Annotated in this window: 23 protein-coding genes and 1 tRNA gene; 12 read left to right on the forward strand and 12 right to left on the reverse strand. The window is 63.1% G+C overall.

Translation table 11 applies throughout. The features are described from left to right. The first annotated feature begins 62 nt into the window (after positions 1 to 62). The gene (locus GWE18_RS36240; RefSeq protein WP_275190444.1) at positions 63 to 956 is read left to right on the forward strand and encodes a LysR family transcriptional regulator; all 894 of its coding nucleotides are present in this window, start codon (positions 63 to 65) and stop codon (positions 954 to 956) included. 24 nt (positions 957 to 980) lie between these two features. Here the strand turns inward: GWE18_RS36240 and GWE18_RS36245 are convergent, their stop codons facing one another. The 3 genes from GWE18_RS36245 to GWE18_RS36255 all read right to left on the reverse strand — a co-directional run bounded on the left by GWE18_RS36245 (position 981) and on the right by GWE18_RS36255 (position 4,431). Then, positions 981 to 1,961 (reverse strand): tripartite tricarboxylate transporter substrate binding protein, encoded by a 981-nt coding sequence (locus GWE18_RS36245; protein WP_275190445.1) that lies wholly within the window; start codon positions 1,959 to 1,961, stop codon positions 981 to 983. Between the two features lie 252 nt (positions 1,962 to 2,213). Further along, positions 2,214 to 2,993, reverse strand: a complete 780-nt coding sequence (gene hisN / locus GWE18_RS36250) for a histidinol-phosphatase (protein WP_275190446.1) — start codon at positions 2,991 to 2,993, stop codon at positions 2,214 to 2,216. Between the two features lie 550 nt (positions 2,994 to 3,543). Continuing rightward, on the reverse strand, positions 3,544 to 4,431 hold the full coding sequence (locus tag GWE18_RS36255; protein ID WP_275190447.1) for an N-formylglutamate amidohydrolase: 888 nt from the start codon (positions 4,429 to 4,431) through the stop codon (positions 3,544 to 3,546). 325 nt (positions 4,432 to 4,756) lie between these two features. Here GWE18_RS36255 and GWE18_RS36260 point away from each other — a divergent pair, with 325 nt between their 5' ends. Both GWE18_RS36260 and GWE18_RS36265 read left to right on the forward strand, forming a co-directional pair. Next, a complete protein-coding gene (locus tag GWE18_RS36260; protein ID WP_057852005.1) occupies positions 4,757 to 5,116 on the forward strand; it encodes a response regulator in 360 nt (119 codons plus the stop codon). 134 nt (positions 5,117 to 5,250) lie between these two features. Further along, a tRNA-Val gene (locus GWE18_RS36265) sits at positions 5,251 to 5,325 on the forward strand. A gap of 150 nt (positions 5,326 to 5,475) precedes the next feature. Here GWE18_RS36265 and GWE18_RS36270 read toward each other — a convergent pair. From GWE18_RS36270 to GWE18_RS36295, 6 genes are all read right to left on the reverse strand, one after another. Beyond that, on the reverse strand, positions 5,476 to 7,239 hold the full coding sequence (locus GWE18_RS36270; RefSeq protein ID WP_275190448.1) for an adenylate/guanylate cyclase domain-containing protein: 1,764 nt from the start codon (positions 7,237 to 7,239) through the stop codon (positions 5,476 to 5,478). 130 nt (positions 7,240 to 7,369) lie between these two features. Continuing rightward, the gene (gene mdoH, locus GWE18_RS36275) at positions 7,370 to 9,505 is read right to left on the reverse strand and encodes a glucans biosynthesis glucosyltransferase MdoH (RefSeq protein WP_275190449.1); all 2,136 of its coding nucleotides are present in this window, start codon (positions 9,503 to 9,505) and stop codon (positions 7,370 to 7,372) included. Then, a complete protein-coding gene (locus GWE18_RS36280) occupies positions 9,493 to 11,001 on the reverse strand; it encodes a glucan biosynthesis protein G (RefSeq protein WP_275190450.1) in 1,509 nt (502 codons plus the stop codon). Before GWE18_RS36280 ends, mdoH begins: the two co-directional genes overlap by 13 nt. A gap of 123 nt (positions 11,002 to 11,124) precedes the next feature. Continuing rightward, entirely contained in the window at positions 11,125 to 11,595 is a 471-nt protein-coding gene (locus tag GWE18_RS36285; protein ID WP_275190451.1) for a hypothetical protein, read from the reverse strand. Between the two features lie 66 nt (positions 11,596 to 11,661). Further along, complete coding sequence (locus GWE18_RS36290; RefSeq protein WP_275190452.1) at positions 11,662 to 13,374, reverse strand: FAD-dependent oxidoreductase; 1,713 nt, start codon at positions 13,372 to 13,374, stop codon at positions 11,662 to 11,664. Positions 13,375 to 13,595: 221 nt separating this feature from the next. Further along, positions 13,596 to 14,087: a hypothetical protein gene (locus GWE18_RS36295; protein ID WP_342804325.1), complete on the reverse strand. Its 492-nt coding sequence runs from the start codon at positions 14,085 to 14,087 to the stop codon at positions 13,596 to 13,598. A gap of 42 nt (positions 14,088 to 14,129) precedes the next feature. On the opposite strand from GWE18_RS36295, the gene GWE18_RS36300 reads away from it, so the two are divergent. Continuing rightward, positions 14,130 to 14,267, forward strand: a complete 138-nt coding sequence (locus GWE18_RS36300; RefSeq protein ID WP_275190453.1) for a hypothetical protein — start codon at positions 14,130 to 14,132, stop codon at positions 14,265 to 14,267. 131 nt (positions 14,268 to 14,398) lie between these two features. Here GWE18_RS36300 and GWE18_RS36305 read toward each other — a convergent pair whose 3' ends face one another. Beyond that, positions 14,399 to 15,037 (reverse strand): WHG domain-containing protein, encoded by a 639-nt coding sequence (locus tag GWE18_RS36305; RefSeq protein ID WP_275190454.1) that lies wholly within the window; start codon positions 15,035 to 15,037, stop codon positions 14,399 to 14,401. A 104-nt stretch (positions 15,038 to 15,141) separates the two neighbouring features. Here GWE18_RS36305 and GWE18_RS36310 point away from each other — a divergent pair, with 104 nt between their 5' ends. The 6 genes from GWE18_RS36310 (at position 15,142) to GWE18_RS36335 (ending at position 19,693) form a co-directional block, all read left to right on the forward strand. Next, positions 15,142 to 15,837, forward strand: a complete 696-nt coding sequence (locus GWE18_RS36310; RefSeq protein ID WP_275190455.1) for a PspA/IM30 family protein — start codon at positions 15,142 to 15,144, stop codon at positions 15,835 to 15,837. A 44-nt stretch (positions 15,838 to 15,881) separates the two neighbouring features. Next, positions 15,882 to 16,157: a YiaA/YiaB family inner membrane protein gene (locus GWE18_RS36315; protein ID WP_057851999.1), complete on the forward strand. Its 276-nt coding sequence runs from the start codon at positions 15,882 to 15,884 to the stop codon at positions 16,155 to 16,157. Between the two features lie 51 nt (positions 16,158 to 16,208). Further along, the gene (locus GWE18_RS36320; protein ID WP_275190456.1) at positions 16,209 to 16,748 is read left to right on the forward strand and encodes a hypothetical protein; all 540 of its coding nucleotides are present in this window, start codon (positions 16,209 to 16,211) and stop codon (positions 16,746 to 16,748) included. A 392-nt stretch (positions 16,749 to 17,140) separates the two neighbouring features. After that, on the forward strand, positions 17,141 to 18,181 hold the full coding sequence (locus GWE18_RS36325; protein ID WP_275190457.1) for a hypothetical protein: 1,041 nt from the start codon (positions 17,141 to 17,143) through the stop codon (positions 18,179 to 18,181). Positions 18,182 to 18,192: 11 nt separating this feature from the next. Next, on the forward strand, positions 18,193 to 19,392 hold the full coding sequence (locus GWE18_RS36330; RefSeq protein ID WP_275190469.1) for a hypothetical protein: 1,200 nt from the start codon (positions 18,193 to 18,195) through the stop codon (positions 19,390 to 19,392). Between the two features lie 94 nt (positions 19,393 to 19,486). After that, complete coding sequence (locus GWE18_RS36335; protein WP_275190458.1) at positions 19,487 to 19,693, forward strand: hypothetical protein; 207 nt, start codon at positions 19,487 to 19,489, stop codon at positions 19,691 to 19,693. A gap of 162 nt (positions 19,694 to 19,855) precedes the next feature. On the opposite strand, the gene GWE18_RS36340 is transcribed toward GWE18_RS36335, so the two are convergent. Next, entirely contained in the window at positions 19,856 to 20,707 is an 852-nt protein-coding gene (locus tag GWE18_RS36340) for an SDR family NAD(P)-dependent oxidoreductase (protein WP_275190459.1), read from the reverse strand. A 196-nt stretch (positions 20,708 to 20,903) separates the two neighbouring features. Between GWE18_RS36340 and GWE18_RS36345 the strand changes: the two genes are divergently transcribed. Next, a complete protein-coding gene (locus tag GWE18_RS36345) occupies positions 20,904 to 22,400 on the forward strand; it encodes an aldehyde dehydrogenase family protein (protein ID WP_275190460.1) in 1,497 nt (498 codons plus the stop codon). A gap of 48 nt (positions 22,401 to 22,448) precedes the next feature. Here GWE18_RS36345 and GWE18_RS36350 read toward each other — a convergent pair whose 3' ends face one another. Continuing rightward, positions 22,449 to 22,844, reverse strand: a complete 396-nt coding sequence (locus GWE18_RS36350) for a winged helix-turn-helix domain-containing protein (RefSeq protein ID WP_275190461.1) — start codon at positions 22,842 to 22,844, stop codon at positions 22,449 to 22,451. A gap of 106 nt (positions 22,845 to 22,950) precedes the next feature. On the opposite strand from GWE18_RS36350, the gene GWE18_RS36355 reads away from it, so the two are divergent. Beyond that, entirely contained in the window at positions 22,951 to 24,075 is a 1,125-nt protein-coding gene (locus GWE18_RS36355) for an alkene reductase (RefSeq protein ID WP_275190462.1), read from the forward strand. The last annotated feature ends 269 nt before the right edge of the window (positions 24,076 to 24,344 follow it).

Genomic DNA, 24,344 nt, shown 5'->3' on the forward strand with positions numbered 1-24,344 from the left:
ATGCGAAGCATCGTCCGGAGACGCGCCTTCGGCGCTCCTCACCATGAGGGTTAGGAGGGCTTATGCGATTCGATCTGGTCGATCTTCAACTCTTCGTCGCTGTTGCCGAGACGCGCAGCATTACCAACGGCGCGGCAAAGGTTCATCTTGCGCTGGCATCGGCGAGTGCGCGGATCAAGGGGCTGGAAGAAGCATTGGGCGTGCCGTTGCTGACGCGGGGCCGTCGCGGTGTCGAACTGACGCCGGCGGGCGAAAGCCTGCTCGATCATGCGAGGATCGTGCTTCACAATGTGGAGGCGATGCGCGGCGATCTCTTGGCCTTTGCCCGTGGTGCGAAGGCCACCGTGCGCTTTCTCGCCAACACATCGGGGCTTTCGGAATATCTGCCGAAGGCACTGGCTGCGTTTCTCGCCGCGCATCCTCACATTTCGATCGACGTGGAGGAGCGCGAAAGCGCCGAAATCGCTCGCGCCATCGTAATCGGTGCCGCCGATCTCGGGCTCGCCGCCGAACATGCGCTTGCGGACAATATCGAGCGGATGCCGTTCAGCGAAGATCGCCTGGTGTTGGTTGCCGGGCGGGGCGACGAGCTGGCGAACCGGCGGCAGGTCGATTTCAGCGAAGTGGTGGCGCGCGATTTCATCGGCCTGATTAACTCGATCGCGCTGCATGCCCATATCAGCGGACACGCAGCGCGTCTTGGCGCGCGTTTGCGCTTTAGAGCGCGGCTGAACAGTTTCGATGCGATCGGCCAGATGGTTGCCGCCGGCATCGGGATTGGCGTGATGCCTGAGGTCGCCGCAAAGCGCTGCGCGCGGTCGATGAAGATCAATGTTGTCAGGATCAGGGACTCCTGGGCCAACCGGCGGCTCGTGATCTGCGCCCGCAGCTTCAAGTCGCTACCCAGGCCTGCGCAGCAATTGGCCGAGCATCTGCGTAAATCGGCACCGCGTTGAAGAGGCCTGACAGGAAGCCGGACGTTACTTGCTTGCGGCAAGGCCGGCGGCCTTGATGACGCGCGCCCACTTTTGGGTTTCGCTTGCGATGTAGTCACGAAAATGCGCCGGCGTGTTACCTGCGACCGTCAGGCCCTGATCGGCGAGCTTCTGCTTCACCTGCGGATCGTTCATCGACTCGTTGGCGAGACGGTTCAGGGTGATGAGGATCGCCTCGGACGTTCCGGCCGGCGCGATCATGCCGTACCAGTTTTCGATCAGGAGGTCGGGCATGCCGACCTCCGCGGTGGTCGGCACGTCGGGTGAGGTGGATGCGCGTTTCGGAGCGCCGAGCGCAATCGGGCGCAGGGTGCCCGCCTTGATATGCGGCAGCAGCACCGGCAAATCGAGGAACGCCATCTGCACCTGCTGGCCGAGCAAATCGTTGATGGCCGGCGCAGCGCCCCGGTAAGGCACGTGCACGATGTCGATCCTGGCCGTCTGCTTGAGCAGCTCACCGGCAAGATGCGGCATGCCGCCGACGCCGGCGGATGCGAAATTGAGTTTACCCGGCTGCGCCTTGGCGAGCGCGACCAGTTCCTTCATGTCGCCGGCGGGAACATTGCTGGCGACAACGAGCATTTCCGGCACCGTCGTCACCAGCGTGACGGGCGCGAAATCCTTCGTCACGTCGTAGGGCACCTTTTCCATCGTCGGGTTGATGACCAGCGCGCTCGCGCTCACAATCCCGATCGTGTAGCCGTCGGGGATTGCCTTTGCGATCGCATCGGTGCCGAGCACGCCGGCCTGGCCGCCGCGATTGTCGATCACAACCGGCTGCTTTGCGATTTCCGACATGCGCTGGCCCACCACGCGCGCGATGATGTCGTTGGGACCCCCGGCCGGAAACGGCACGATCAGCTTGATCGGTTTTGTGGGGAAATCCTGGGCTGAGGCCAAGGCCGGCAGCAATACCGGCAACAACAGCAGCGTCAGTCCGGCAAGCAGCTTGCTCAGCGGTCTCATGATGCTCCCCGATCCCGCATCTATTGTGCGCGTTGGCGGGCATCGTACGCGATGAACCGCTCGACGCAAGGTCCTGCCGTTTCGACGGGAGCCAGGCCGCGTCAAAGCAGGAGTTCGTCGGTACGCGCGAGCCTGACCGATCGCTGCGTGATCAGATTGCTCCAGACCCCCAGTTGTGGTGGCACGCGACCGCGTGGCATATCGAATCGACGACGATCAATGCATCCATCGGGGTCCTGCGCGGCTGTGCCGCTAGCTGTTCAAGAGCTTCAGCGTGGCCTCATGCACGCGGGCGTCGCCGGCGGCGACGATGCGACCGCCGGTCTGCGCGGGCTTGCCTTCCCAATTGGTGACGACGCCGCCGGCGCCGGTGACGATCGGGATCAAGGCCGCGATGTCGTAGGGCTTGAGTTCGGTCTCGACCACGAGGTCGAGATGGCCGGCCGCCAGCATGCAGTAGGAATAGCAGTCGCCGCCATAGCGCGACAGCTTTACCGCACTCTCGACCCGGCCAAAGATCTCGCGGTCGGCGGCGTTCATCAATAGTGGGCTCGTGGTGAAGGAGGTCGCTTCCTTCAGCGAAGCGCAGCGCCGCGTCGTCAGCCGCCGCTCGCCGGACGGCCCGGAATAATGCGCCGAGCCGCTATCGCCGGAAAAGCGCTCGCCGATATAGGGCTGGTGCATCATGCCGAACACCGGTGCGCCCTTGTGCAGCAGCGCGATCAGGGTGCCCCAGATCGGAAATCCCGCGATAAAGGATTTGGTGCCGTCGATGGGATCGAGCACCCAGACATATTCGGCGTCCTCGCGCTCGTTGCCGAATTCCTCGCCGACGATGCCGTGCTGTGGAAAGTTGGCCTTGATCAGGCGGCGCATCACCGCTTCGGCGGCGCGGTCGGCCTCGGTGACGGGATCGAAATCGCTCGCGCTTTTGTTGTCGATGGAGAGCGAGGTCCGGAAGAACGGCAGGATGGTTTCGCCGGACGCGGTCGCGAGGCGGCCGATGAAGGCTGTGAAATCGATGACCGTCACGGCTGTCCCTTACCGGAATGAAAATACTGCCTCTTGCCTAGCTCAATCCGCGCTGCCGCGCACGACCAACGGCGCGTTATCCCATTCGTTCAGAGGTATCGGCTTTCGAATCGGCTTTCGACTAGGCTTCGTTTAAGGGTGGATTTTTGGTTAGTCCCGCTATCACGAAGTTGCGAGTTTTGGCATACCAGCACTGCACGAAGGCCGTGGCTCAGCCGGGTTTCCATATAAAGCATTGATTTTACTTACTTAAACTTCATGCATTGGAAGTGTTGCCGATCTGCCAGCTTGTTCCACTTTGGACGGCAGCGATCCAAAAGCCCTTGCGTTTTGTGCAGCGCGGCCGCATATTGTTGCGGTGCGGTAGGGCCTCGCCCTATCGCTGCCCTCCTTGGGCGTTTCCTCCCTAGACTTGGGCCGCTTGTTCATTCAAGCGGCCCTTTTTTCTTGGGGTGCTCTGTCGTCATTCCGGGGCGCGAAGCGAACCCGGAATGACGAGATTCCGGATCGCCGCTGCGCGACGTCCGGAATGACGGCTAGGCGTGAGCCTCTACTCCGCCGCCGCCTGGAACGGGCCGAGATCTCCGAGTGGGACCTGCGCCAGCGCTTGCGCCAGCGCGGCGAAATCGGCGGCCACTTGCGCAAAGCGAGGGCCGCGCTCGCGCCGCCGCTCGTCCATATAGATCGCGCGGTTGAGTTCGAGCTGCACGGTGTGCAGCCCGCTGGCCGGATTGCCGTAGTGCTCGGTGATAAAGCCGCCGGCATAGGGCTTGTTGCGCCCGATCGAATAGCCGAGCTTGCTCATGACTTCCTCGACGACATCGGGCAAAAGGCTCGCACAACTGGTGCCGTAGCGGTCGCCGATCACGATATCGGGCCGCCGCGGCTCGTCGCGCGAGACGCCGACCGACGGCATCGAATGGCAATCGACCAGGATTACGGTTCCGAACGCCTGATGGGCCTTGTTGATCAGCCGCCGCAGCGCGCGATGATAGGGCTTGTAGAGCGTTTCGATCCGCCCCAGCGCGTCGTCCACCGAAAGCCGCTCGCGGTAGATTTCCTGCCCGTCGCCGACCACGCGCGGAATGGTGCCGAGGCCGCCAGCAACCCGCATCGAGCGGGTATTGGCGAAGCTCGGCAGGCGTCCCGTGAACATGCGCGGATCGAGCTCATAGGGCTCGCGGTTCACGTCGACATAGGAGCGGGGAAAATTGACCCGGACCGTCGGAAAGCCCTGCGCGCTCAGGTCTCCGATCAATTCGTCCATGAACGAATCCTCGGATCGGCGCAGCGCGGCAAGGTCGATCCGGGAGGTGTTAAGGAATTCGAGCGGATAGACCGAGCCGGAATGGGGGGAGTTGAAGATGATCGGCGCACGCCAGTGCTCCGGCTCCGCGATCTCGAACGGGGGCGACAGCTCGCCATTAAACTGGGTCATCGTCGGGCGCCGTCCCTTGAATGTCCGCATTCCCTTTGGGCCGATCGATCAAGCGACCGATTCTGCCGGAGAAGGGCAGGGGTTTTGTAAGGATGCATTGTCCGTAATCGCAATCATTCTGCCAAGCGAAAAAAGCCGCCGTCCTGCTGGAACGTGTCGCAAACGCCCGAAAAGCGCCGCCTTGATCGATCCTGATATGGGGCGCTACAGAAATATAGCGTTGCTTGCCAAGCCAAGACGCCGCTACCCTTCACCCGAAATTTACCCTCAGTCGGGCTTAGTGGGTGGAATGATCCTCCAAGCCCGGGCTCGATGACTGATCGCCATGCACAAGATCCTCCTCGCCGAAGACGACAACGACATGCGCCGCTTCCTGGTCAAGGCGCTGGAAAACGCGGGGTTTCAGGTCTCGCCCCACGATAACGGCATGTCGGCCTATCAGCGGCTGCGCGAGGAGCCGTTCGAGATGCTGCTCACCGATATCGTGATGCCGGAAATGGACGGCATCGAGCTGGCGCGCCGCGCCTCGGAACTCGACCCCGACATCAAGATCATGTTCATCACCGGCTTTGCCGCCGTCGCCCTGAATTCCGATTCGGACGCGCCCAAGAATGCCAAGGTGCTGGCCAAGCCGGTTCACCTGCGCGAGCTGGTCAGCGAAGTGAACAAGATGCTGGCGGCCTGATTCGGTCTCGATTTCGAGCGAAATCACGTCAGAAATTACCTCGAAGCATCCTTGCCGGGGCGCTTTGGAGCCGATATACGGACCCCACCCAATACGATTAAAGCTGGAGCGGGACGACTGGTCGTCCCCATCCAGGGCGCGTAGCTCAGCGGGAGAGCACTACCTTGACATGGTAGGGGTCACAGGTTCGATCCCTGTCGCGCCCACCAGCCTTCGCTTGCTTCGCAAGCTACGGCTGGGCAAGCCACACTCAGTCCTATCGTAGCGAAGCAAGCGAAGGCTGCCGCGCCGGAGCCACTTGGCGAAGGCGGGCTGTATGCCGCGAGCCACGGCTAGGCACTACTCAGGCTTCTGCGATCTTACCCCGGTAGCCCGGCTTTCAGTAATCCCGCCTCGTGCCGCCTGCGGTCGGTCTCCTGCTTGTAGTGCTGGGTGGCGAGATAGGCGGCCACCGAGAAAGTCGGTTCAAGCTTCACGACCTCAGCGGCATGTGCGGCCGCGGCAACGTTATCGCCCATCTGCGCGAAGATGGCCGCGAGGAAGGCGTGATGGGTGTGGTCCGGCCGCGTGATCCGCGCGAAGGCTTCGGCCGCTTCCGCGAATCTCTCGGCGCAGTAGAGCGCGCGGCCAAGGTGGTTCCAGAAGCGCTCGGGGTGGTACGGATTGAGGCGCATCGCCTTCCTGATCCAGTCGATCCCCTCTTCCGGCCGGCCCAGCCAGGTCAGAAACTCGCCCTGCTGCACCACGACCAGATCATAGTTCGGATTGAGCGCAATTGCCCGTTCCTGATGATAGGCTGCTTTGTCATGATCGTTGCGCGTCAGGTTGACCGCAGCCAGGATGCGGTGAACGTCGCTGTCGTTGTCATCCAGCGCCAGCGCAATCTGCAGCTCGTCAGCGACCCGCTGAAAGGTGGCGTCGCGATCCGCGCACCATCCATAGACCCAGGTCTGGCCCAGTACGCAGGCCTTCCAGGCATGGGCATGCGCGTAATTGGGATCGAGCGCGATGGCGCGATCAAGCAGAAGCTGCGCCTCTGCGTTGGCATCGCGCTGCGAGCGGTGGTGCAGCACTTTGGCGGCGAGGACACATTCATACGCGGCCATGTTATCGGTTGGCTTGCGCTTTACGTGTTCCTGCCTGGCCGCTTCGACGCGGCCGGGAAGCGTTGCAACGATTGCGCCGGTCACTTCGTCCTGGATGGCGAAGATGTCTTCGAGCTTGCGGTCGTAGCGCTCGGCCCAGATGTGCCGGTCGGTCTGCGCGTCGATCAACTGCACAGTGACGCGCACGCGGTCGCCGACCTTGCGCACGCTGCCCTCGAGCACATACTCGACGTCGAGCTCGCGCGCGACCTCCTGCACCTTTACGGCTTTGCCCTTGTGCACGAAGGTCGAGTTGCGTGAGATGACAAGCAGGTCACGAAAGCGCGACAGCTCGGTGATGATGTCCTCGGTGAGGCCGTCCGCAAAGAATTCCTGCTCCGGATCGCCGCTCATATTCACCAGCGGCAGCACCGCGATGGAGGGCTTTCTGGTAACGGGTGTCGCCGAAGCCTCCTTGCTGCTTTCGAGCGCCACCATCGTGGCTGAGTCAAGCCGCACCCGAAAGACATGGATCGGGCGGGTGATATTCTTGACGCTCTGCTCGCCGAGATCCTCGAATGCGATGTCGTCGAGCCGATCGCCGACTTGATCGCGCACCGCGCTCGAGATGCAGATGCCGCCCGGCTCGGCAAGCACCTGGAGACGCGCCGCGACATTGACGCCGTCGCCGAAAATGTCGTTCTCCTCGACGATCACGTCGCCAAGATTGATGCCGATGCGGAACTGAATCCACCGGGCCGGCGAAACGTCGGCGTTGCGCCGCGCCATCCTGCGCTGGACCTCGGCCGCGCACAGTACCGCGTCGGCAACGCTCTGGAACTCGACGAGCAGGCCATCGCCGGTTGTCTTGATGATGCGACCGCGGTTCTTGGCGATGGCCGGATCAATGAGCTCAAGCCTGTGGGTCTTGAGACGTGCGAGCGTGCCCGCCTCGTCGGCCTCCATCAGCCGGCTGTAGCCGACCATGTCGGCGGCAAGAACCGCTGCAAGTCTTCGCTCTGGTCCAGGCGCTTGCATTTTCGCCTCTCGGGCCAGCAGTCTAGCAGATTTGCCGCATGGGCCAAGGATGCATCCGGGGTGCAAGGATGCACCCGGGATGACGGCAGCCGCCTTTCAATCTCAAGCAGCAGGAAGGTGGGTCCTGCAATTACGCCGAATCTGGCAGGGCGAATAGAACGGCGAGAACCGGGGGCGACTTGAGCACCGCGAACTTCTCTCGCGCGCTGAGAAAGCCCGCCGCCTCCTCGAAGGTTTGAGCATCTTCGATTTTTGCGCGCGCGATCGCGAGATGCGGATCGACCTCGCCGCGCTTTCGCGGCCGTTGTCCGGAATTGTTCAGATGCGCTTCGAGCAGACCGGCATCGCGGCGCAATTCGTGCAGCGGGCAGGCGAGCGGTGAGTGCGGCGCGCTGGCCAGTTCATTGGCCCTTGCCAGTACCGGTGGCGGCGCGGTCTGCTCCGGGGTCTTGAACAATCTGGAGCTGCGGTTCGGGCCCGATGATGACGACAATATTGCAATCGGAATGGAAAGCAGCAGGCCGAGGATCACCGGCGTCATCCAGAGCAGCAATGGCAGCGAGACGGCATAGGCGGCGGCGGCCATGGCGATCCCGAACAATGTCGGCACCGAATAGGTGCTGACCGTGTCACGGTGCGAGACCGCGCCATCGTCGCGGCGTTGCACCTGCCATCCGGCATCGCGCCCGGACAGGATTTCTCCGACGGCGGATGACTGGAAGATCATCATGACAGGCGCGGTGAGGCCCGAAAGAATCGTTTCGGCGATGATGCCGGCCAACACCAGCAGACCGCCGCCGAATTTTCTCCGCGTGTCGCCATCGGTCAGCATCACGGCGAAGGCCAGCAGCTTCGGCGCGATCAGCATGCCCATCGTGCCTGCGAACACCCACGCCGCCAGGACCGGATCCTGTGCCGGCCATTGCGGAAACAGCGAATATCCCTTCGGGAAATATTCCGGCCGGACGAACTGCGCCTGCAACGAGACCAGGATTCCGAATACGAGAAAGATCAGCCAGAGCGGCGCCGTGAGATATGATCCGATTCCCGTCAGCAGATGAAGCCGCGATACCCAGTGAAAGCCGCGGGTCGGCAGCAGCGCCAGATGCTGCAGATTGCCCTGGCACCAGCGCCGGTCGCGGGCGGCGAAATCCGAAAGCGTCGGCGGAGATTCCTCGTAGCTGCCGCGAAGCGTCGGCGCCATGTGGATCGCCCAGCCGCCACGCCGCATCAATGCCGCCTCGATGAAGTCGTGGCTCATAATATGCCCGCCGAACGGCTTGCGTCCCCTGAGTTCGGGCAGTCCCGCATATTGCGCAAAGGCACGGACGCGAATGATGGCGTTGTGTCCCCAGTAATTGCCTTCGGAGCCGTGCCACCACGCGATCCCCGCGGCCAGCATCGGACCGTACAGCCGCCCGGCGAATTGCTGCCAGCGCGCGAACAGCGATTTCGCATTGACGATGACAGGCAGCGTCTGAATCAGCGCGGCCTTCGGGTGCGCCTCCATGGCGGCAACGAGGCGAACGACGCTGTCGCCGGTCATCAGACTATCCGCGTCCAGGATCAGCATGCACTCATATCTGGAGCCGAACCGCCTGATCCATTCCTCGATATTGCCCGACTTGCGCGCGGTGTTCTCGGGGCGGTGGCGATAGAAGATCGTGGCCGCGCTGCCGACGTCCTGCCGCAGCTTCAGAAAGCATTTTTCCTCGGCGATCCAGGTCGCGGGATCGGTGGTGTCGCTCAGCACAAACCAGTCGAACTGCGCGCCGTGCCCGGTCTCGGCGACGGATTCATAGGTTGCGCGCAATCTCGCCAGGACACGGTGGGGGTCCTCGTTGTAGGTCGGCAGCAGCATTGCGGTCCGGCTGTGGATCGCGGGCAGGGGAGTGCTGGGGTCGATGCCGAGCTCGTTCTTTTTCCTCACCAGCAGCACGAAGAAGCCGGCCAGCCCGGACATGAAGGAGAAAGCGATCCATGCAAACAGCAGCACGAACAGCGCAAGAATGATCGATTCCAAAACCGTGACACCGCCGACCTGGAGAACCCGGTACATCTCGTAACAGCCCGCCGCTGTCAGGATCGCGGTGCCGGTCAGGACGAAGCCGCGCCGGGCCCACATCGATGCGAAGCGCGGCGCCGGTTGCGGCTCAAACCGCCGCAACGGCTGCACCGCCATATCCATCGGTGCTTCCCGGGGAAGAAATTCGTTCAACGGGATCTCGCCGGTCTCAGGCGCGCGGGCTTTTGCTACGGTATCCATCGATAGACCCAGGCCTCCGATATCGCCTCATTGTCCTGCATGAGCGATGCGCGGATTTCGACCGGGGTCTTTTCCTTCAACAGCTCGAAGCTCAATCGCCAGCCGCCGGTCGCCGGGTTTGGCTGGGTGACGATGTTCTGGATCTTCGCCTTCTCGGCCGTCACAACACCGCGCAGGATTTTCGGATCGACCGATTTCAGCCGCTCGCCGATCACGTCGAGCACGAAGATCATGGCGTTGTCGCCCCGCGCGCCGATGCCGGTTCGGGAAAATCGCGCGAGCGACGTGGACTTCGGCGCACCCGGTCCCCAGTGCAAACGATAGGTGTAGGTGTGCTCGCCCTTGGCAGGTAACAGATTTTTGGGAAGCCAGAACGAGGCAATGTTGTCGTGAATCTCTTCCTTGGTGGGGATTTCGAGCAGCTTCACCGCGCCTTCGCCCCAATCGCCGATCGGCTCCGCCCACAGGCTCGGCCGGCGCTCGAAATTCGATTCCAGGTCCTGGAAAGCGGCAAAATCCCTTTGACGCTGCATCAGGCCGAAGCCCCGCGGGTTGAGATCGGCAAACGAAGAGACTTGCAGATCCGTCGGATTATGCAGCGGCCGCCAAAGCTCCTCGCCGCGGCCGTTGAAGATCGCAAGCCCATCGGAATCGTGGACCGAGGGACGGAAGTCCTCGACGTCCTTGCGGTCGTTCGGTCCGAAGAAGAACATGCTGGTCATCGGCGCGAGGCCCGCATGAGTTAAATCCACGCGCGGATAGATCGCCATCTCAACATCGAACACGGTGGTCTCACCCGGCCGGATGGTGAGCCGATAGGCTGCAGCGGCGCTCTCGCTGTCGAGCAGTGCATGCACGACGATGGAATTGGCGCCTGATGCCGGCTTCTCGATCCAGAACGTTTTGAAGAACGGGAATTCTTCGCCCTTGGCTTCGCCGGTGTTGATCGACAGGCCGCGCGCCGAAAGGCCGTACAATTGGCCTTTGGCCACCGCACGGAAATAGCTCGCGCCGAGAAAGACACAGACCTCGTCGTAGTAGTCCGGCTTGTTGATCGGCGCATGCAGCCGGAAGCCGGCAAAGCCGAGATCCACCGCCGGCCCCGGTGGCGCCAGATCGCCGAACGAAAACAGATCGGGCTGGTAGGGAATGATCGACGCTTTGCCGTCCTTCACTTCGAAGATGTCGACCCGGTTCTTGTAGAAGAACCCGCGATGGAAGAACTGCGCTTCGAAGGCAAGTTTCTCGCCGCGCCAGAGTGCGCGCTCCGGCAAGAACCGGATCGCGCGGTAACGATCGTAGTCGATATTGGCGAGATTGTCGGGCAGCTTCTCGCTGGGCGCCTTGTAGGGCTTGCTTGCGAGGTCGCGCGCCATTTGCCGGACGATGGATCGGTCGAACGGCGCCGGCTGGGCATGGGCGGGGGACAAAAGCCCCGGCGCTACTCCGGATACCAACGGCAACGCGGAAGCAGCGAGGAAATTCCTGCGATTCACTAAACAACCTCGCGGTTACTAATGGCGACCCTCGGCAACGCAGTGCACGCGCGGCGGTTCCTCACCTCGGAACAGAACTGCCGGCTTTTCCCGATTGCCTAAAATCCGGTCACGCGGACCGCGCTAACTTCGCAGCGTGTGGCTTATCCGCGTAACCACACTGTCCCACTGGCGTTTTTCTGCAGCGGGATAATTGATCAGCACGCAGTCAATGGTGCCGTTGCCGCGGTTGCAGCGGTTGTACCAGATCCGGTCCTTGCGAATGCTGGACACCACGAAGAACTCAGGCGTGATCCGTTTGTAGATGATGCCGGCGGGCGGGCGCTGCTTGGTCAGGAATGTGGCGGGCGAATAGTTCTCCGGATTGGGAACGGATTGCACAGTCAGGTCGGCGCGGCGGTCTTCGGTGAAAAACCGTCGTCCGGTTCCGCCGTCAGGCGGTCCGGCATCGCTGGTAAAGATCGAGACCGGCATGTCGACGCTGGTCCCGGTGCTTGCGATCACGTAGCGCCGCCACTCGGTATCGCCGGCAAAAGCGAGTGCGGGAGTGAAGGCGATGACAGCGAGGGCTGCGGACAGGCGGTACGCGCGCATGGAACGATCTCCGGTTCGATTCGAGACAATTGAATCGATCGACGTTCGTTCCAGCTCCAGACGTTTCTAGGGCGCAGCCGCTCCCGCGATATGCTTGCCTGCGATGTAGCCGAACGTCAGCGCAGGTCCGAGCGTGATGCCGGCGCCGGGATAGTTGCCGCCCATGATGCTGGCCATGTCGTTGCCGGCAGCATAAAGGCCCGCGATCGGCTGATTATGTTCGTCGAGTGCACGCGCGTGCGCGTCGGTCCGGATGCCGGCATAGGTGCCGAGATCGCCGACCACCAGCTTGATCGCATAAAACGGTCCGTCCTTGATCGGCGCGACGCAGGGGTTCGGGCCGTGCAGGGCGTCGCCCTGGTAGCGGTTATAGGCGCGCGATCCCTTGCCGAACGTGGGATCGCGCCCGTCCGATGCTGAGGCGTTGAACTCGGCGATCGTTGCCTCGAGCCCCTGTCGATCGATGCCGGTCCGGTCGGCGAGGTCAGCGAGCGTGGTGCCGCGCTTGAGATAGCCGGTCGCGAGATGATGGCGCAGCGGCATCGGAAAAGGCGGCACGCATCCAAGGCCGTATTTCCTCAGCGCGCGGTGATCGCACACGAGATACGCCGTGATCTCCTCGCCGGGTTTGGCCGCCTTCACCATCGCCTGCACGAAGTCATGATAGGAATTGCCTTCATTGGCAAAACGCCTGCCGTCGCGCATCACCGCAATGACGCCGGGTTTGGCGCGGTCGATGAAGTGCGGCATCACACCCTTGCTGCCGTCCTTGCGCTCGGTGATCGATACCGGCACCCAGGCCGCCGCGTTCGGCAGCGTGTCCTCGATGCGGCCGCCGGCAGTCTCCGCCAGGCGCAATCCATCGCCGGTGTTGCCGGTGGGGCCCGGCGAGAAATGCTCGGTGCCATCAGGCGCATGTGGGAACATCGCCTTGCGTCTTGCAACGTCATGCGGAAAGCCGCCGCAGGCGAGCACCACGCCACGCTTCGTGTTGACCCGAACCAGCTTTCCATGGCGTTCGACGATCGCGCCGCGCACCGCGCCGCCTTCCACGATCAACTCGAGTACCGGGGACGACAGCCACAACGGAATCTTCAGGTCGAACGCCGACTTCGCCAGACGCCCGGCCAGCGCATTGCCGTTGGTCAACGTCATGCCGCGGCCATGGCGCAGCACGTCGATCGCATGCCGCGACAGGCGGTTGGCGACGTAGAGCGCCGAGGCCAGCGACTTTGTCGCGCGCATGAAGTGGATGATCTCCTTGCCGGAGCCTAGCATCATGCCGAACACGGTCAGTTCGGGCAGGGGACTGCCGAGGTTCTTGATTTGCTCGCCTAGCTCGCGGCCGTCGAACGGCCGGGTTACCATCGAGCGGCCGCCCTGTGCACCGCCGGGCGCTTCGGCGTGATAATCCGGAAAGGTCAGCGGCATGTCGAAGCGCACCGCCGTCTTGCTTGTGAAAAAATCGACGGCCTTCGGCCCTTCGCTCAGGAACGCATCGACCCGCGCGGCGTCGAAACTGTTGCCGGCCTCATGCCGCAAATAAGTCTTCGCCTGTTCAGGGCTCTCCTCGATGCCCCAGGCTTTCGCCAGTGAGGTGCCGGGAATCCACAGCCAGCCTCCCGAGCGCGCGGTGGTGCCGCCGAAGCGCGGCTCCTTCTCGACGATGAGAACGTTGAGGCCATGATGCCCCGCGGTGACCGCGGCCGACATCCCGCCGCAGCCCGAGCCCACCACCAGCGCGTCGCATTCGTAAGTTTCTTGTTCGTTGCCCGCCACGCGGTCCGCCCTGTTCGATGTTCTTGGGTAGACATTTGGATGGGGGATGGATTGATCTGTCAATCGCGCGGCTTCTTCCCTTCTCCCCTTGTGGGAGAAGGTGGCGCGGATGTAATCCGCCGGATGAGGGGTTCTCTCCACGGAGACAGACCCCTCATCCGTCTCGCTGCCGCTTCGCGTCAGCGATCCACCTTCTCCCACAAGGGGAGAAGGAAGAAGCCTCAATTCCCCGTCTCGAACGTACAATCAGCGCCGCCGCCGGCCTTTTTTCTGATCTCGGCCGGGTCGAGCGTGCAGTTGAGCCTCGAGAGGCTTTCGACCACCGATCCGGCGGCGCTATCAGCGGGTATGCCGGCCATGACTTCGGTCGCAAAGATTTCGCTCGCCCGCCGTCCGGTGATGGTTTGCTTGGCGCCCTTGAACGTCAGTTCGCAGGAGCGTGCGGTGATGTCGACATTGCTGACCCTGCAGACGATCTTGTCGGCGGTGACCGAAATCTTCTTGGCGTAGCGCACGCCGCTCTGCCCGACGAAGAGTGCCGAGACGGCTTCCCGCTCATCCGAGGTCAGGAGCGGCGAATACAGCGCCACGACGCCGGCCAGCGCCAGCGCGGCCTGGCCGTTGACCGTTGCGGAAGCGGCCGATGCGGCGGATGCAGTTGTCGCGAGAAGCGAGACGGCGAGAATCGCCGGCCTGCCGGATTTCATCTGCATTCTATCCCCCAGGTTCGACGTGCTCGTTACGCGGACATTTGGATGGCGTTCGATTTGTCTGTCAATCGAGGAGCGTTTCTATCCGGTTGCGGCGGAGAGCGGCGAGGAATTGCAGAACGGGCCTTCGCCGAGACGTTTCCGGTGCACGCCGAGGACAGCTACGTCATCATCGAGACCTAGGCTGCCTGTCACGGGTGGGCCGGGCATAACTCCCACCACGTCGTCCCGGCCTTGCGCCGGGACCCATAACCACCGCTGCCAGCGATGGACAGAGCTGTGGCCCCATCGCGCCAGAGATCTGATATCGGTGGTTATGGGTCCCGGGTCGCGCTTCGCTTGCCCGGGACGACGGGAGGTGTCAGCCCATCGACCATGGCGCCGACGATGACCGCAATCTCCTTCCGCAACGCATCGACCGGCACCGCAATCAACTTCTGTTCGAGCCCGAGCAGCACCATGCCGTGAACGGCGGAGAACAGGCTGCGCGCCGTCACGCCCAGCTCGGCCGGCGTTCGCTCGGGAAACAGTTCGGCGAGCGGATGATAGATATGGCGGAACAGGTCCATCTGTTCGCTGATGGCCCATTCCGGAACCGGCTTGCCCGGCGCCATCCGGTGCTCGAACAGCGCGCGCCATAGTTCGAGATTTTCCGCGGCGAAATCGCAATAGGCGACCGCGATGCGTACCAGCGTTTCGCGCGGCGACGCCGGGCCGTTGCTTTCAGCCGCAGTAAGCGAAGCGTCCAGCCGCGCGAGCGTCTGCGATCCCACCCGCAGGATCAGTTCGTCCACATCCTCGACGAGATTGTAGACCGCGCCGTTGGCGACGCCGATTTGCCGCGCCAGCTCCCGGGTCTTCAGACCGGCCAGACCGCCCGCGGTGATGCTTCTTTCCGCCGCCTGGATCAGCTCTTCCCGAAGTTTAGCTCGTCTTTCCAATGCTTTAGACATTTTTTACCAATTTCTTGAGCGACGCTCAAAATAATTCTTGAGCAACGCTCAAACTGGTGATACATCTGATTCATGAGCAACGCTCATAACACAGGGAGCTACCAATGTTCAAAACTGTTTTGACGCTTTTCCGAGGCAGCGTGGCTGCAGCGGGGGAGGAGCTGGAAGACCGCTCGGCGCTTCTCATTCTCGACCAGCAGATGCGCGATGCGGCCGCGGCCGTGGAGCGCTCCAAGCGCTCGCTGGCGCTGGCGATCGCCGGCGACCAGCAGGAGGGTCGCCGCCTCGACGCCACGAATGCTCGGATCGCCGATCTCGAGGTCCGTGCCACCGCCGCGCTCGATGGCGGAAGGGAAGATCTCGCTCGCGAAGCGGCGCAGGCAATCGCCAATCTCGAGGCCGACCGCGACGCCGCGATGACCGCGCGGACGCTGTTTGCGTCTGAAATCACGCGCATGAAGCGCCAGGTCAGTAACGCCGAGGCGCGGATCACCGAGCTCGATCGTGGCCGTCGCATCGCTCGCGCGTCAGAAGCGGTTCGCGCGCTGCGCAGGGGCGGCGTCGAAGCCGCGCGCCCTTACGAATCCACGCTGCCGGAAGCGGAGAACACGCTGAAGCGGCTGCGCGAACGGCAGATCGAAGCCCAGGCCGCCGCCGACGCCTTGATCGAGCTCGATGCCGCCAGCGGTCCGCTCGCGACCGCCGAGAAACTCGCCGAGCAGGGCTTTGGCCCCCGGCTGAAATCAACCGCGGACGACGTGCTCGCGCGGCTGAACGCAAAACGCACGCAAGCTGCCTGAAACTGAACTTGATCGATTAAACCCATATCAAACAGGAGATTATCATGAACCAGAACGTCCAACCCCACAGCGGTGCCTGGGTTACCTTCACCTACGTTTCGTTCTCCGCCTCGGCCTTCATGGTCGCCATCGGCGTGTTCTTCCTGCCGCTCGATCTCTGGATCAAGGGCTATCTCGCAATGGGCATCGTGATGCTGGTGCAGTCCTGCGTCACCCTGACCAAGACCGTGCGCGATATGCACGAGAGCGGCAAGCTGGTGAACCGCATCGAGGACGCCAAGGCCGAACGGTTGCTGATGGAAGTCTCCAAGGCTGCTTGATTTCCAAGGCCGCGTAACCTGTGACGCGGTGCTGGCGAAGGCGGGCGGCGGATGTTTCGGCATCTGTCGTCCGTCGGCGGCATAGCTCCAGATCTCTGGATGATCCAGAAATCGCTGCAGTCCGGCTTCGCGCCGGAAGACTCAAAGGAAGGATCGACTTCAATGAAGCGAACCGTGATGTTTCTTCTGCTGGGGCCTTCGCTGGTCGCGCTTGCAGTGTTGATGGTTGCTGTCGCCATCGCGGGTCCGGTCGACGATGCTTTCGTTGCATTATGCGTAACGGCGTCCTTTCTCATCACCTTGCCTGTATCGGCGATCACCGGGCTCGTGGACGGGTACCTCGCACGGGGCTTGCCGCCGCTCTTGAGAGCATTCCTGGCCGCAGCAATCGGTATGATGGGTGCCATCGGCCTGGTTCTCGCCCTGTTCAAGATGATGTTCTCACCGACAGTGCCGCCAGAGGTCATGAATGGAGCACTCTGCGCGGGCTTCTTCTTGCTGCTGCCGATGGGCTTGTGCTCGCTCTTGTCGAACGATGATGGCAACCGGCCTGCCGACTGCGCGCCTGACTGCGTCGGGCGACCGGCCTGATTGCAGCGCATCCGCTGCGTGTCATTGAAGCATCGTTTACCCTGCCGCAACCTAAAGGTGATCGAGTTATCGCTCCTTAACTGGCGCGGGCGCAGAAATCCGGCATGAGTTGCGAGCGAAGCCGATGAGGACGGCAAGGCCGAGCGGCTGCTGATGGAGATTTCCAAGACCGCTTGATTTCCAAGATCGCTTAATTTCCAAGACCGCGTAACCTGTGACGCGGTGCTGGCGAAGGCGGGCGGCGGATGTTTCGGCATCCGCCGTTAGCCCGTCTTGCAGGGGAGTTTGACGTCACCAACACATCGTTTACCCTCCTGCCACCGTAACGTGTCGTACTCATGGCTCCTTAACAGGCCTGGTGCACCAATCCCGCCCAAGTACGGGCAAGTGGCATGGCGTTTTTCTGGAGCGGCGATTCAGCGATCCGTCATGGTCTGCGGCAGGTCCGTTCTGCGGCCGGCCGTCTGAGCAGCTATGCCGCTTTCTGGCTGAAGGCATTTCATCAGCCGGCCATCGATCTCTCCTTGCGCACCCACTCGGGATTGACGACGCGGATCGTTGAAAGCCCGGGGCTCGCGCTTTCCCAGGCGGATCTCGACGAGCTGGTCTCGCGATTGCGCACCGTGGCCGGCAAGACGCTGCCGGCCGGCGACCTGACCTATGGCATCTTCTCCGGAGAGCGCGAACGGCTGTCGCGCGCCATCGTTACGCTGATTTCCGAGGAGGCGACGGGACGCCCGATCGCCTTCAATGCGTTGTCGGTAATGTCGGTCGAACTCGACGGCGAGCCGCAGCAAGTCACCCATCTCGGCCTGGTCATGGTCGATCCCGACGTGCAGGGGCAGGGGCTGTCCTGGGTGCTGTATGGCTTGACCACGCTGGTGCTGTTCGCGCGCGACGGCTTGCGCCCGAAATGGATTTCGAACGTCACGCAGGTGCCGGCGGTGTTCGGCATGGTCTGCGACACGTTCTCGGACGTGTTTCCGTCGCCGGATGCAGGCGCGCGCCGAAGCTTCGCGCATCTGCAACTGGCGCGCGGAATCATGCGCGAACATCGCGCAGTGTTCGGTGTCGGCGGCGAGGCGGGGTTCGACGAGGCGCGTTTCGTCATCACCGATGCCTATACCGGCGGATCGGACGCGCTGAAGAAATCCTATGACGCGGCGCCAAAACATCGCGACGAGCAATATAACGCCTGGTGCATGCGCGAGCTCGATTACGCCAGGGGCGACGACGTCCTTCAGCTCGGCCGCATCGATCTCGCCGGCGCCCGCCGCTATATACAGCGGGATGTGCCGGCCGGTTCGCTGCCGGCGCTGCTCGCTGCCTCCGCCGTGCTGGCGCTGCAGCGGCTGATACTGCCTATGGTTCACTGGCTCGACGACACGCGTCCGTTCGGCAGCTTGCGGCCTTGGCGAGGGAACGGCCGATGACACCAGGTGAAATGACATCTGGCATGATCGCCGATTCCATCGTCAATCTCTGCGGCGCGATCGGGCTTGGCGTCGCGATGGTCACGCTCTACCGGCGTGATCCCAAGGGGCCGCTGACCCGGCGCCTTTTGGTCGCGCTCGGCATTATCGCATTGCTGTTCCTGGTGCGTGGCACCGCGTGGTGGAGCGGCAGCGTGGGGCTCAATAATCTGTCGGCGATTCCGGCCGCGCTGATTCCGCTCGGCGCCTTGATCGTCACCGAAGGGCTCCTGCGGCGTCATGCCCCGCGCCGGGCCAAGATTGCGATTTTGACCGGCGGCATCGCGCTCGGTCTCGCCGGCGCGGTCGGATTGGAGCCCTTTGTCACGCCCGCTGCCATCCTGCTTGCCTTGTTCCAGCTTGGTGGCTTTGCAATCTGCGCCTGGCTGCTGGCGACGCGCGACCAGAAGACGCTGATGGCGTCCGAGAACCGCAGCATCGGGCGCGTCGCCGTTGGCGCCATCCTCGTCATTCCCTTCATCGCCACCGATTTCAGGGTATTGATGCCGGATATCCCGGTCCGACTCGGGGCGTTGGGGGCACTGCTGGTCGTTACCGCAATTCTGATCGCGGAACGCGGTGCGGAGACGCAGCGGCAAGCGCTTCTGATGACGGCGTTGCGGTTGTCAAGTTCGGCGCTGCTCGGTATTGCCGCGGCGTTTGTCGCGCCGGATGTCGATGCGGCGCAGGTCATGCGATTTTGCGCCATTGCGATCGCCGGCGTTCTCACCATCGGGCTGATGGCAGACGCGCTCCGCGCTCACTTCGAATCGCAAGTGCCCGGCGTTCTTAATTCCGTCGCGGCGTCGCCGGCCCGAACCCGCGACGCGCTGATATCTGAACTTGCGCGTCATCCGCTCTTCGAGAGTGCCCGGCGCTATCGCGAGAGCGAACTCCTGGCCTACGATCCCGCGCTGCTGCGCGATTTCCTGTCGACCCGGCGGGTGCTGCGCCGCTCTGACGCGCCGTGGGGTCTGATATCGTCCGATCCGGCCGTCGAGCGCGTCATGTCGCTGCTGGCGGCTAGCAGCGCGACGCATCTCATTGTCCTGTCGCACGACCCGATCGACGTCATCGTGCTTGCGGTTCCCGTGATTTCGGCCGATCCGGCCACGGAAACCGCACTCGCCCTGGTGCGACGCCTGCTGGCGCTGACGCCGGATACAATTTGACGTTCAGTCACGCGATTTTTCGCGCCCGACTTACGCAACGCGTTGCGACTGTGATAAGACCGCCCCCCATGGCGGTTCATGACAGGGCAGTGCGATGTCGAAGCAAGCGATGCGCGAGGAGGCCGAGCGCCTGATCCGCGAGACGATGGAAAAGAAGGCCCTCGTCGTCAAGCAGGGCAACACCAGGATCGAGACCACCTGCGGAAAATGCGGCGCGCCGAACCGCCTGCAGGCCGAGAAGGGCGCGACCCGCGTCAAGTTCGCCTGCAAGCAATGCGGCCACAAGCAGGAAACGCTGTAGCGATGGTGGCATCTTCTTCCCTTCTCCCCTTGTGGGAGAAGGTGGCGCGCAGCGCCGGATGAGGGGTTTCTATCCGCGGAGAGAACCCCTCACCCGTCTCGAATGAGCTGACGCTCATTCGATCCACCCTCTCCCACAAGGGGAGAGGGGCACTTCGCCCGCTCATTCCCCCTTCGCGAACTTCGCAAACGCATCCGCATAATCCGGATGCCAGCGCGACAGCGCGGGACGATTTTCCGCAATATCGCCGATCGCCCACAGCATGCGCCGCTCGTCGAGTTGCCGCGGCACGTCATTGTCCGGGCAGAGGATGTAGAAATCGCCGGCGTCGATGCGGGCGATCATGAAGTCGACGGTCTGCTCCGGTGTCCAGGCGCCGGGCGGCTTCTCGGTGCGGCCGCGCGCGGTCAATGGAGTGAAGACGTGACCGGGGATCATCAGATGCGCGCTGATCCTGCAGCCCGGTATGTTCCGCAACTCGTGCTGCAGCGCCTCCGTCTGCGCCTTCACGCCGGCCTTCGAGACGTTGTAGGCGGGATTGCCGGGCGGCGTCGTGATGCCCTGCTTGGAACCGGTGTTGATGATCAGCCCGGGCCGGGCGCGCTCGATCATGCGGGGCGCAAAGGCCTGCGTGCCGTGGATGACGCCCCAAAGATTCACCGCGAGGATGTGCTGCCAGTTCTCCAGCGGGCCAAAACTGTTGCTGTCGGGACCGATCCCGGCATTGTTCATCAGGATGTCGGTACCGCCGAACCGTTTTTGCACCGCGGCTTCCAGGCCCGCCACCTCATCGAAGCGGCTGACGTCCACGGAGGCGGTCATGACATCGGCCACCCCGCCGCTTGCGGCGGATGCCAGCCTGGCAGAAGCCGCAGCGAGCCGGTCTTCCCCGATATCGGCAATGCAGACTTTCATACCGAGGCCGGCGAAGCGCATGGCGGCGGCGAGCCCGATACCGGATGCGCCCCCGGTGATCACGGCAACATGATTTGGCGACATTGCAGGATGGGGCATCGTCATTCTCCGGACAGATATGAGGTGTGTATTCGCAGGCTGGTGCCCTTAGCTTACCATGTACGAATAGACATGGGAGATCTTCGCTTCGGCGACTTTCTCCCGCCTGCCGTCCGCTTTACGGTTTCATGTCATCGTTATAGATATCAGAATATAACGATCGCAGAATTTCAATTGGTATCAAGGGAGTGTAAACATGGCTGTCACGCAGGCAATTCCGATCACGCGCCATCCCTACGCGGATGGCTCCTACAAAAAGATGCTGATCGACGGCCAGTGGATCGACGCTGCTTCCGGCAAGCGGTTCGAGACGCATAACCCCGCGACCGGCGAGTTGCTTGCGACCGTCGCCGAGGGTGACGCGGAGGACATCAATCGCGCCGTGGCGGCGGCCCGCCGCGCCTTCGAGGGGCCATGGAGCAAGGTCAAGCCGTATGAGCGGCAGGGCCTGCTGCTGAAGATCGCTGATCTCGTCGAGAAGAACTTTGAGGAGCTGTCGCAGCTCGACACCGTCGACATGGGCGCCCCGATCAGCCGTACCCGCGGCAACAGACTGCGCGTGCTCGGCATGCTCCGCTACTACGCTGGCCAGGCGACGGCGCTGCACGGCGAGACCATCGAGAACTCGCTGCCCGGCGACGTTTTCTCCTACACGCTGAAGGAGCCGGTCGGGGTGGTCGGGGCGATCATTCCCTGGAACGGGCCGCTTGCTGCGACCGTGTGGAAGATCGGGCCTGCAATCGCAACCGGCTGCACCGTGGTGCTGAAGCCTGCCGAAGAGGCGCCGCTGACCTCGCTGCGGCTCGCCGAGCTCTGCATGGAAGCCGGCGTCCCGCCGGGTGTCGTCAACGTGGTGCCCGGCTATGGCGAGACTGCGGGCGCGGCGCTGGCATCACATCCCGATGTCGACAAGGTCGCCTTCACCGGCTCGCACATCACCGGCCAGTCGATCATCCGCGCCTCCGCCGGCAACCTCAAGCGCGTATCGCTAGAGCTTGGCGGCAAGTCGCCGGACATCGTGTTCGCCGATGCCGACCTCGACGCGGCGGTGCCGGGCGCTGCAATGGCGGTGTTCGCCAATTCGGGGCAGATCTGCAGTGCCGGCACGCGGTTGTTCGTCGAGCAGAAGGTCTATGACGAATTCGTCGGCCGCGTCGCCGAGTTCGGCAAGAAGCTGCAGGTCGGCAACGGCCTCGATCCCAACACGCAGATCGGTCCGCTAGTGTCGCAGCAACAGATGGACCGCGTCAGCGACTATCTCGATATCGGCCAGAAGGAAGGCGCCAGGGCGTTGGCTGGCGGCGGCCGTTTGACCGAAGGCGCGCTATCAAAGGGCTATTTCGTGCAGCCGACGGTGTTCGCCAATGTGCAGGACAATATGCGGATTGCGCAGGAGGAAATCTTCGGCCCGGTGATCTCGGCGATTTCCTTTGAGGATACCGACGAGCTGGTCAAGCGCGCCAATGCCACGACGTTCGGGCTGGGTAGCGGCGTCTGGACCACCAATGTCAGCAAGGCACATCAGGTTGCAAAGGCGCTCCGCGCCGGCTCGGTCTGGGTCAACTGCTATCAGACGATGGACCCGGCCGTGCCGTTCGGCGGCTACAAGATGAGCGGCTACGGCCGCGAGTCCGGCAAGCAGCACGTCGAGGAATATCTCAACGTCAAGGCGGTCTGGATCAAGACGGCCTGAGACGCTCTCCGGCCCGTGGATGCGGCGGCTTCGGCCGCCGTTGTCCGTTTACCGCGCTGCTTGTCGGCCGGTTGCCTTCTTTGGCCGACCGATGTCCTTGCGCAGCGCCTCAAGCTCCTTGCGCGCGGCGCTGGCAGCATTGCGTTCAATCTTGCGGTAGCGCGCGACCAACGACGTGCCGAACGGCGTCAGTACCGCGCCGCCGCCATTCTTGCCGCCGGTCTGTCGTTCCACAGCAGCCTGGCGGCATATCCGGTTGATCTCGTCGACCAGGTCCCAGGCGCGCTTGTAGGACATGTCCATTGCGCGGCCGGCCGCCGAGATCGAGCCGCAGGCTTCGATATTCTCCAGCAACTGAATCTTGCCGGGTCCGATGCGCCCCTCGTCAGCCAGATCGATCCGGACGCTCAGGGAAGGCAGCGTTGTGGCGCGCGGTTTCGGCATGGATGAGTTGCTCTTCTGCAGCACGCGGCGAGATTGCCACCCGCATCTTTTACGAACAAGCTGAAGCGGTTACATATCCGTATCAACACGGGGTCCCGGAATAGACATGAATTATCCATCGTTGTTTTCGCCGCTCAAGGTCGGTCCATACCAGCTCAAGCATCGCCTCGCGCTGGCGCCGTTGACGCGCATGCGGGCGACCAGGCCTTCGCTCGCGCCGCGGCCGCTGAACGCGGAATATTACGCCCAGCGCGCGACGCCGGGCGGATTGCTCATCGCCGAAGCTTCGCCAGTGATGGAAACGGGATTCGGCAGCCCCGGCGTGCCCGGCATCTACACCGAGCAGCAGATCGCAGGCTGGCGTGAGGTGGTCGATGCCGTTCACGCCAAGGGCGGCATCATTTTTCTGCAGCTCTGGCATGTCGGGCGCGTTTCGCATTCCTCGTTCCAGCCGGGCGGCGCGTTGCCGGTCGCGCCGTCGGCAGTGCCGATCGCCGATCTGAAGACCGGGACGGCAGACGGCAAGGCTGTCCCCTACGAGACGCCGCGCGCGCTTGAGACGTCGGAAATTCCCGGTGTGGTCGACGCCTACCGTCAGGCCGCAAAGAACGCGCTTGCGGCCGACTTTGACGGCGTCGAGGTGCATGGCGCCAACGGCTATCTGATCGAGCAGTTTCTGCAGTCGCACACCAACCTGCGCACCGATCAGTATGGCGGCTCGATTCCGAACCGCACGCGTTTCCTGATGGAAGTGACGAAGGCCGCGGTGGAGGTCTGGGGCGCGAACCGCGTCGGCGTACGGCTGTCGCCCTACGGCGTCGCCAATGGCAGCGGCGAGCCGGACCCGATGCCGCTCTACACATATGCTGTTGAGCAGCTCAATCCGCTTGGGCTGGCGTATCTGCATTTCATCGAGCCGCGCTCCTCCGGCGCCGGCCGCGCCGAGGTCAACCATCAGAACGTGCCGTCCGCGATGGTGCTGTTCCGCCCGATCTGGAAAGGCGTGCTGATCACCGCCGGCGGCTTTACGGGCGAAACTGCGGATGCAGCGATCCGGGATGGCCATGCCGACGCGGTCGCATTCGGCCGCATCTTCATTTCCAACCCGGATTTGCCGCGCCGCCTGCAGCGCGGCTTCCCGCTGACGCCGTATAACCGCGCCACGTTCTACGGCGGCGATGCGGCAGGATATACGGACTATCCGGAGCATACCGAGTTGGAGCAGGCGTGAGGCGATCGTAGCCCGGATGCAGCGAAGCGAAATCCGGGGACCAATAGCACCAGCGTTCCCGGATTTCGCTTCGCTGCATCCGGGCTTCTGTAACGGGCCTCGATTAGTCAATCCCTTTTGCGTCATCCACTCGCCGGGAACTTGCTTCTGTACGGGATCGGCGCAAGGCCGTCGCCTGATGGGGTTCGTAAGAGGATAGGTCGGCCAATCTACGGAAAGCGTGATCATATCGCTCGATATGTCGACAACCCGGATGTCGGCCTGACCTG

The organism is Bradyrhizobium sp. CSA112, from assembly GCF_029051645.1.
Taxonomy (GTDB): domain Bacteria; phylum Pseudomonadota; class Alphaproteobacteria; order Rhizobiales; family Xanthobacteraceae; genus Bradyrhizobium.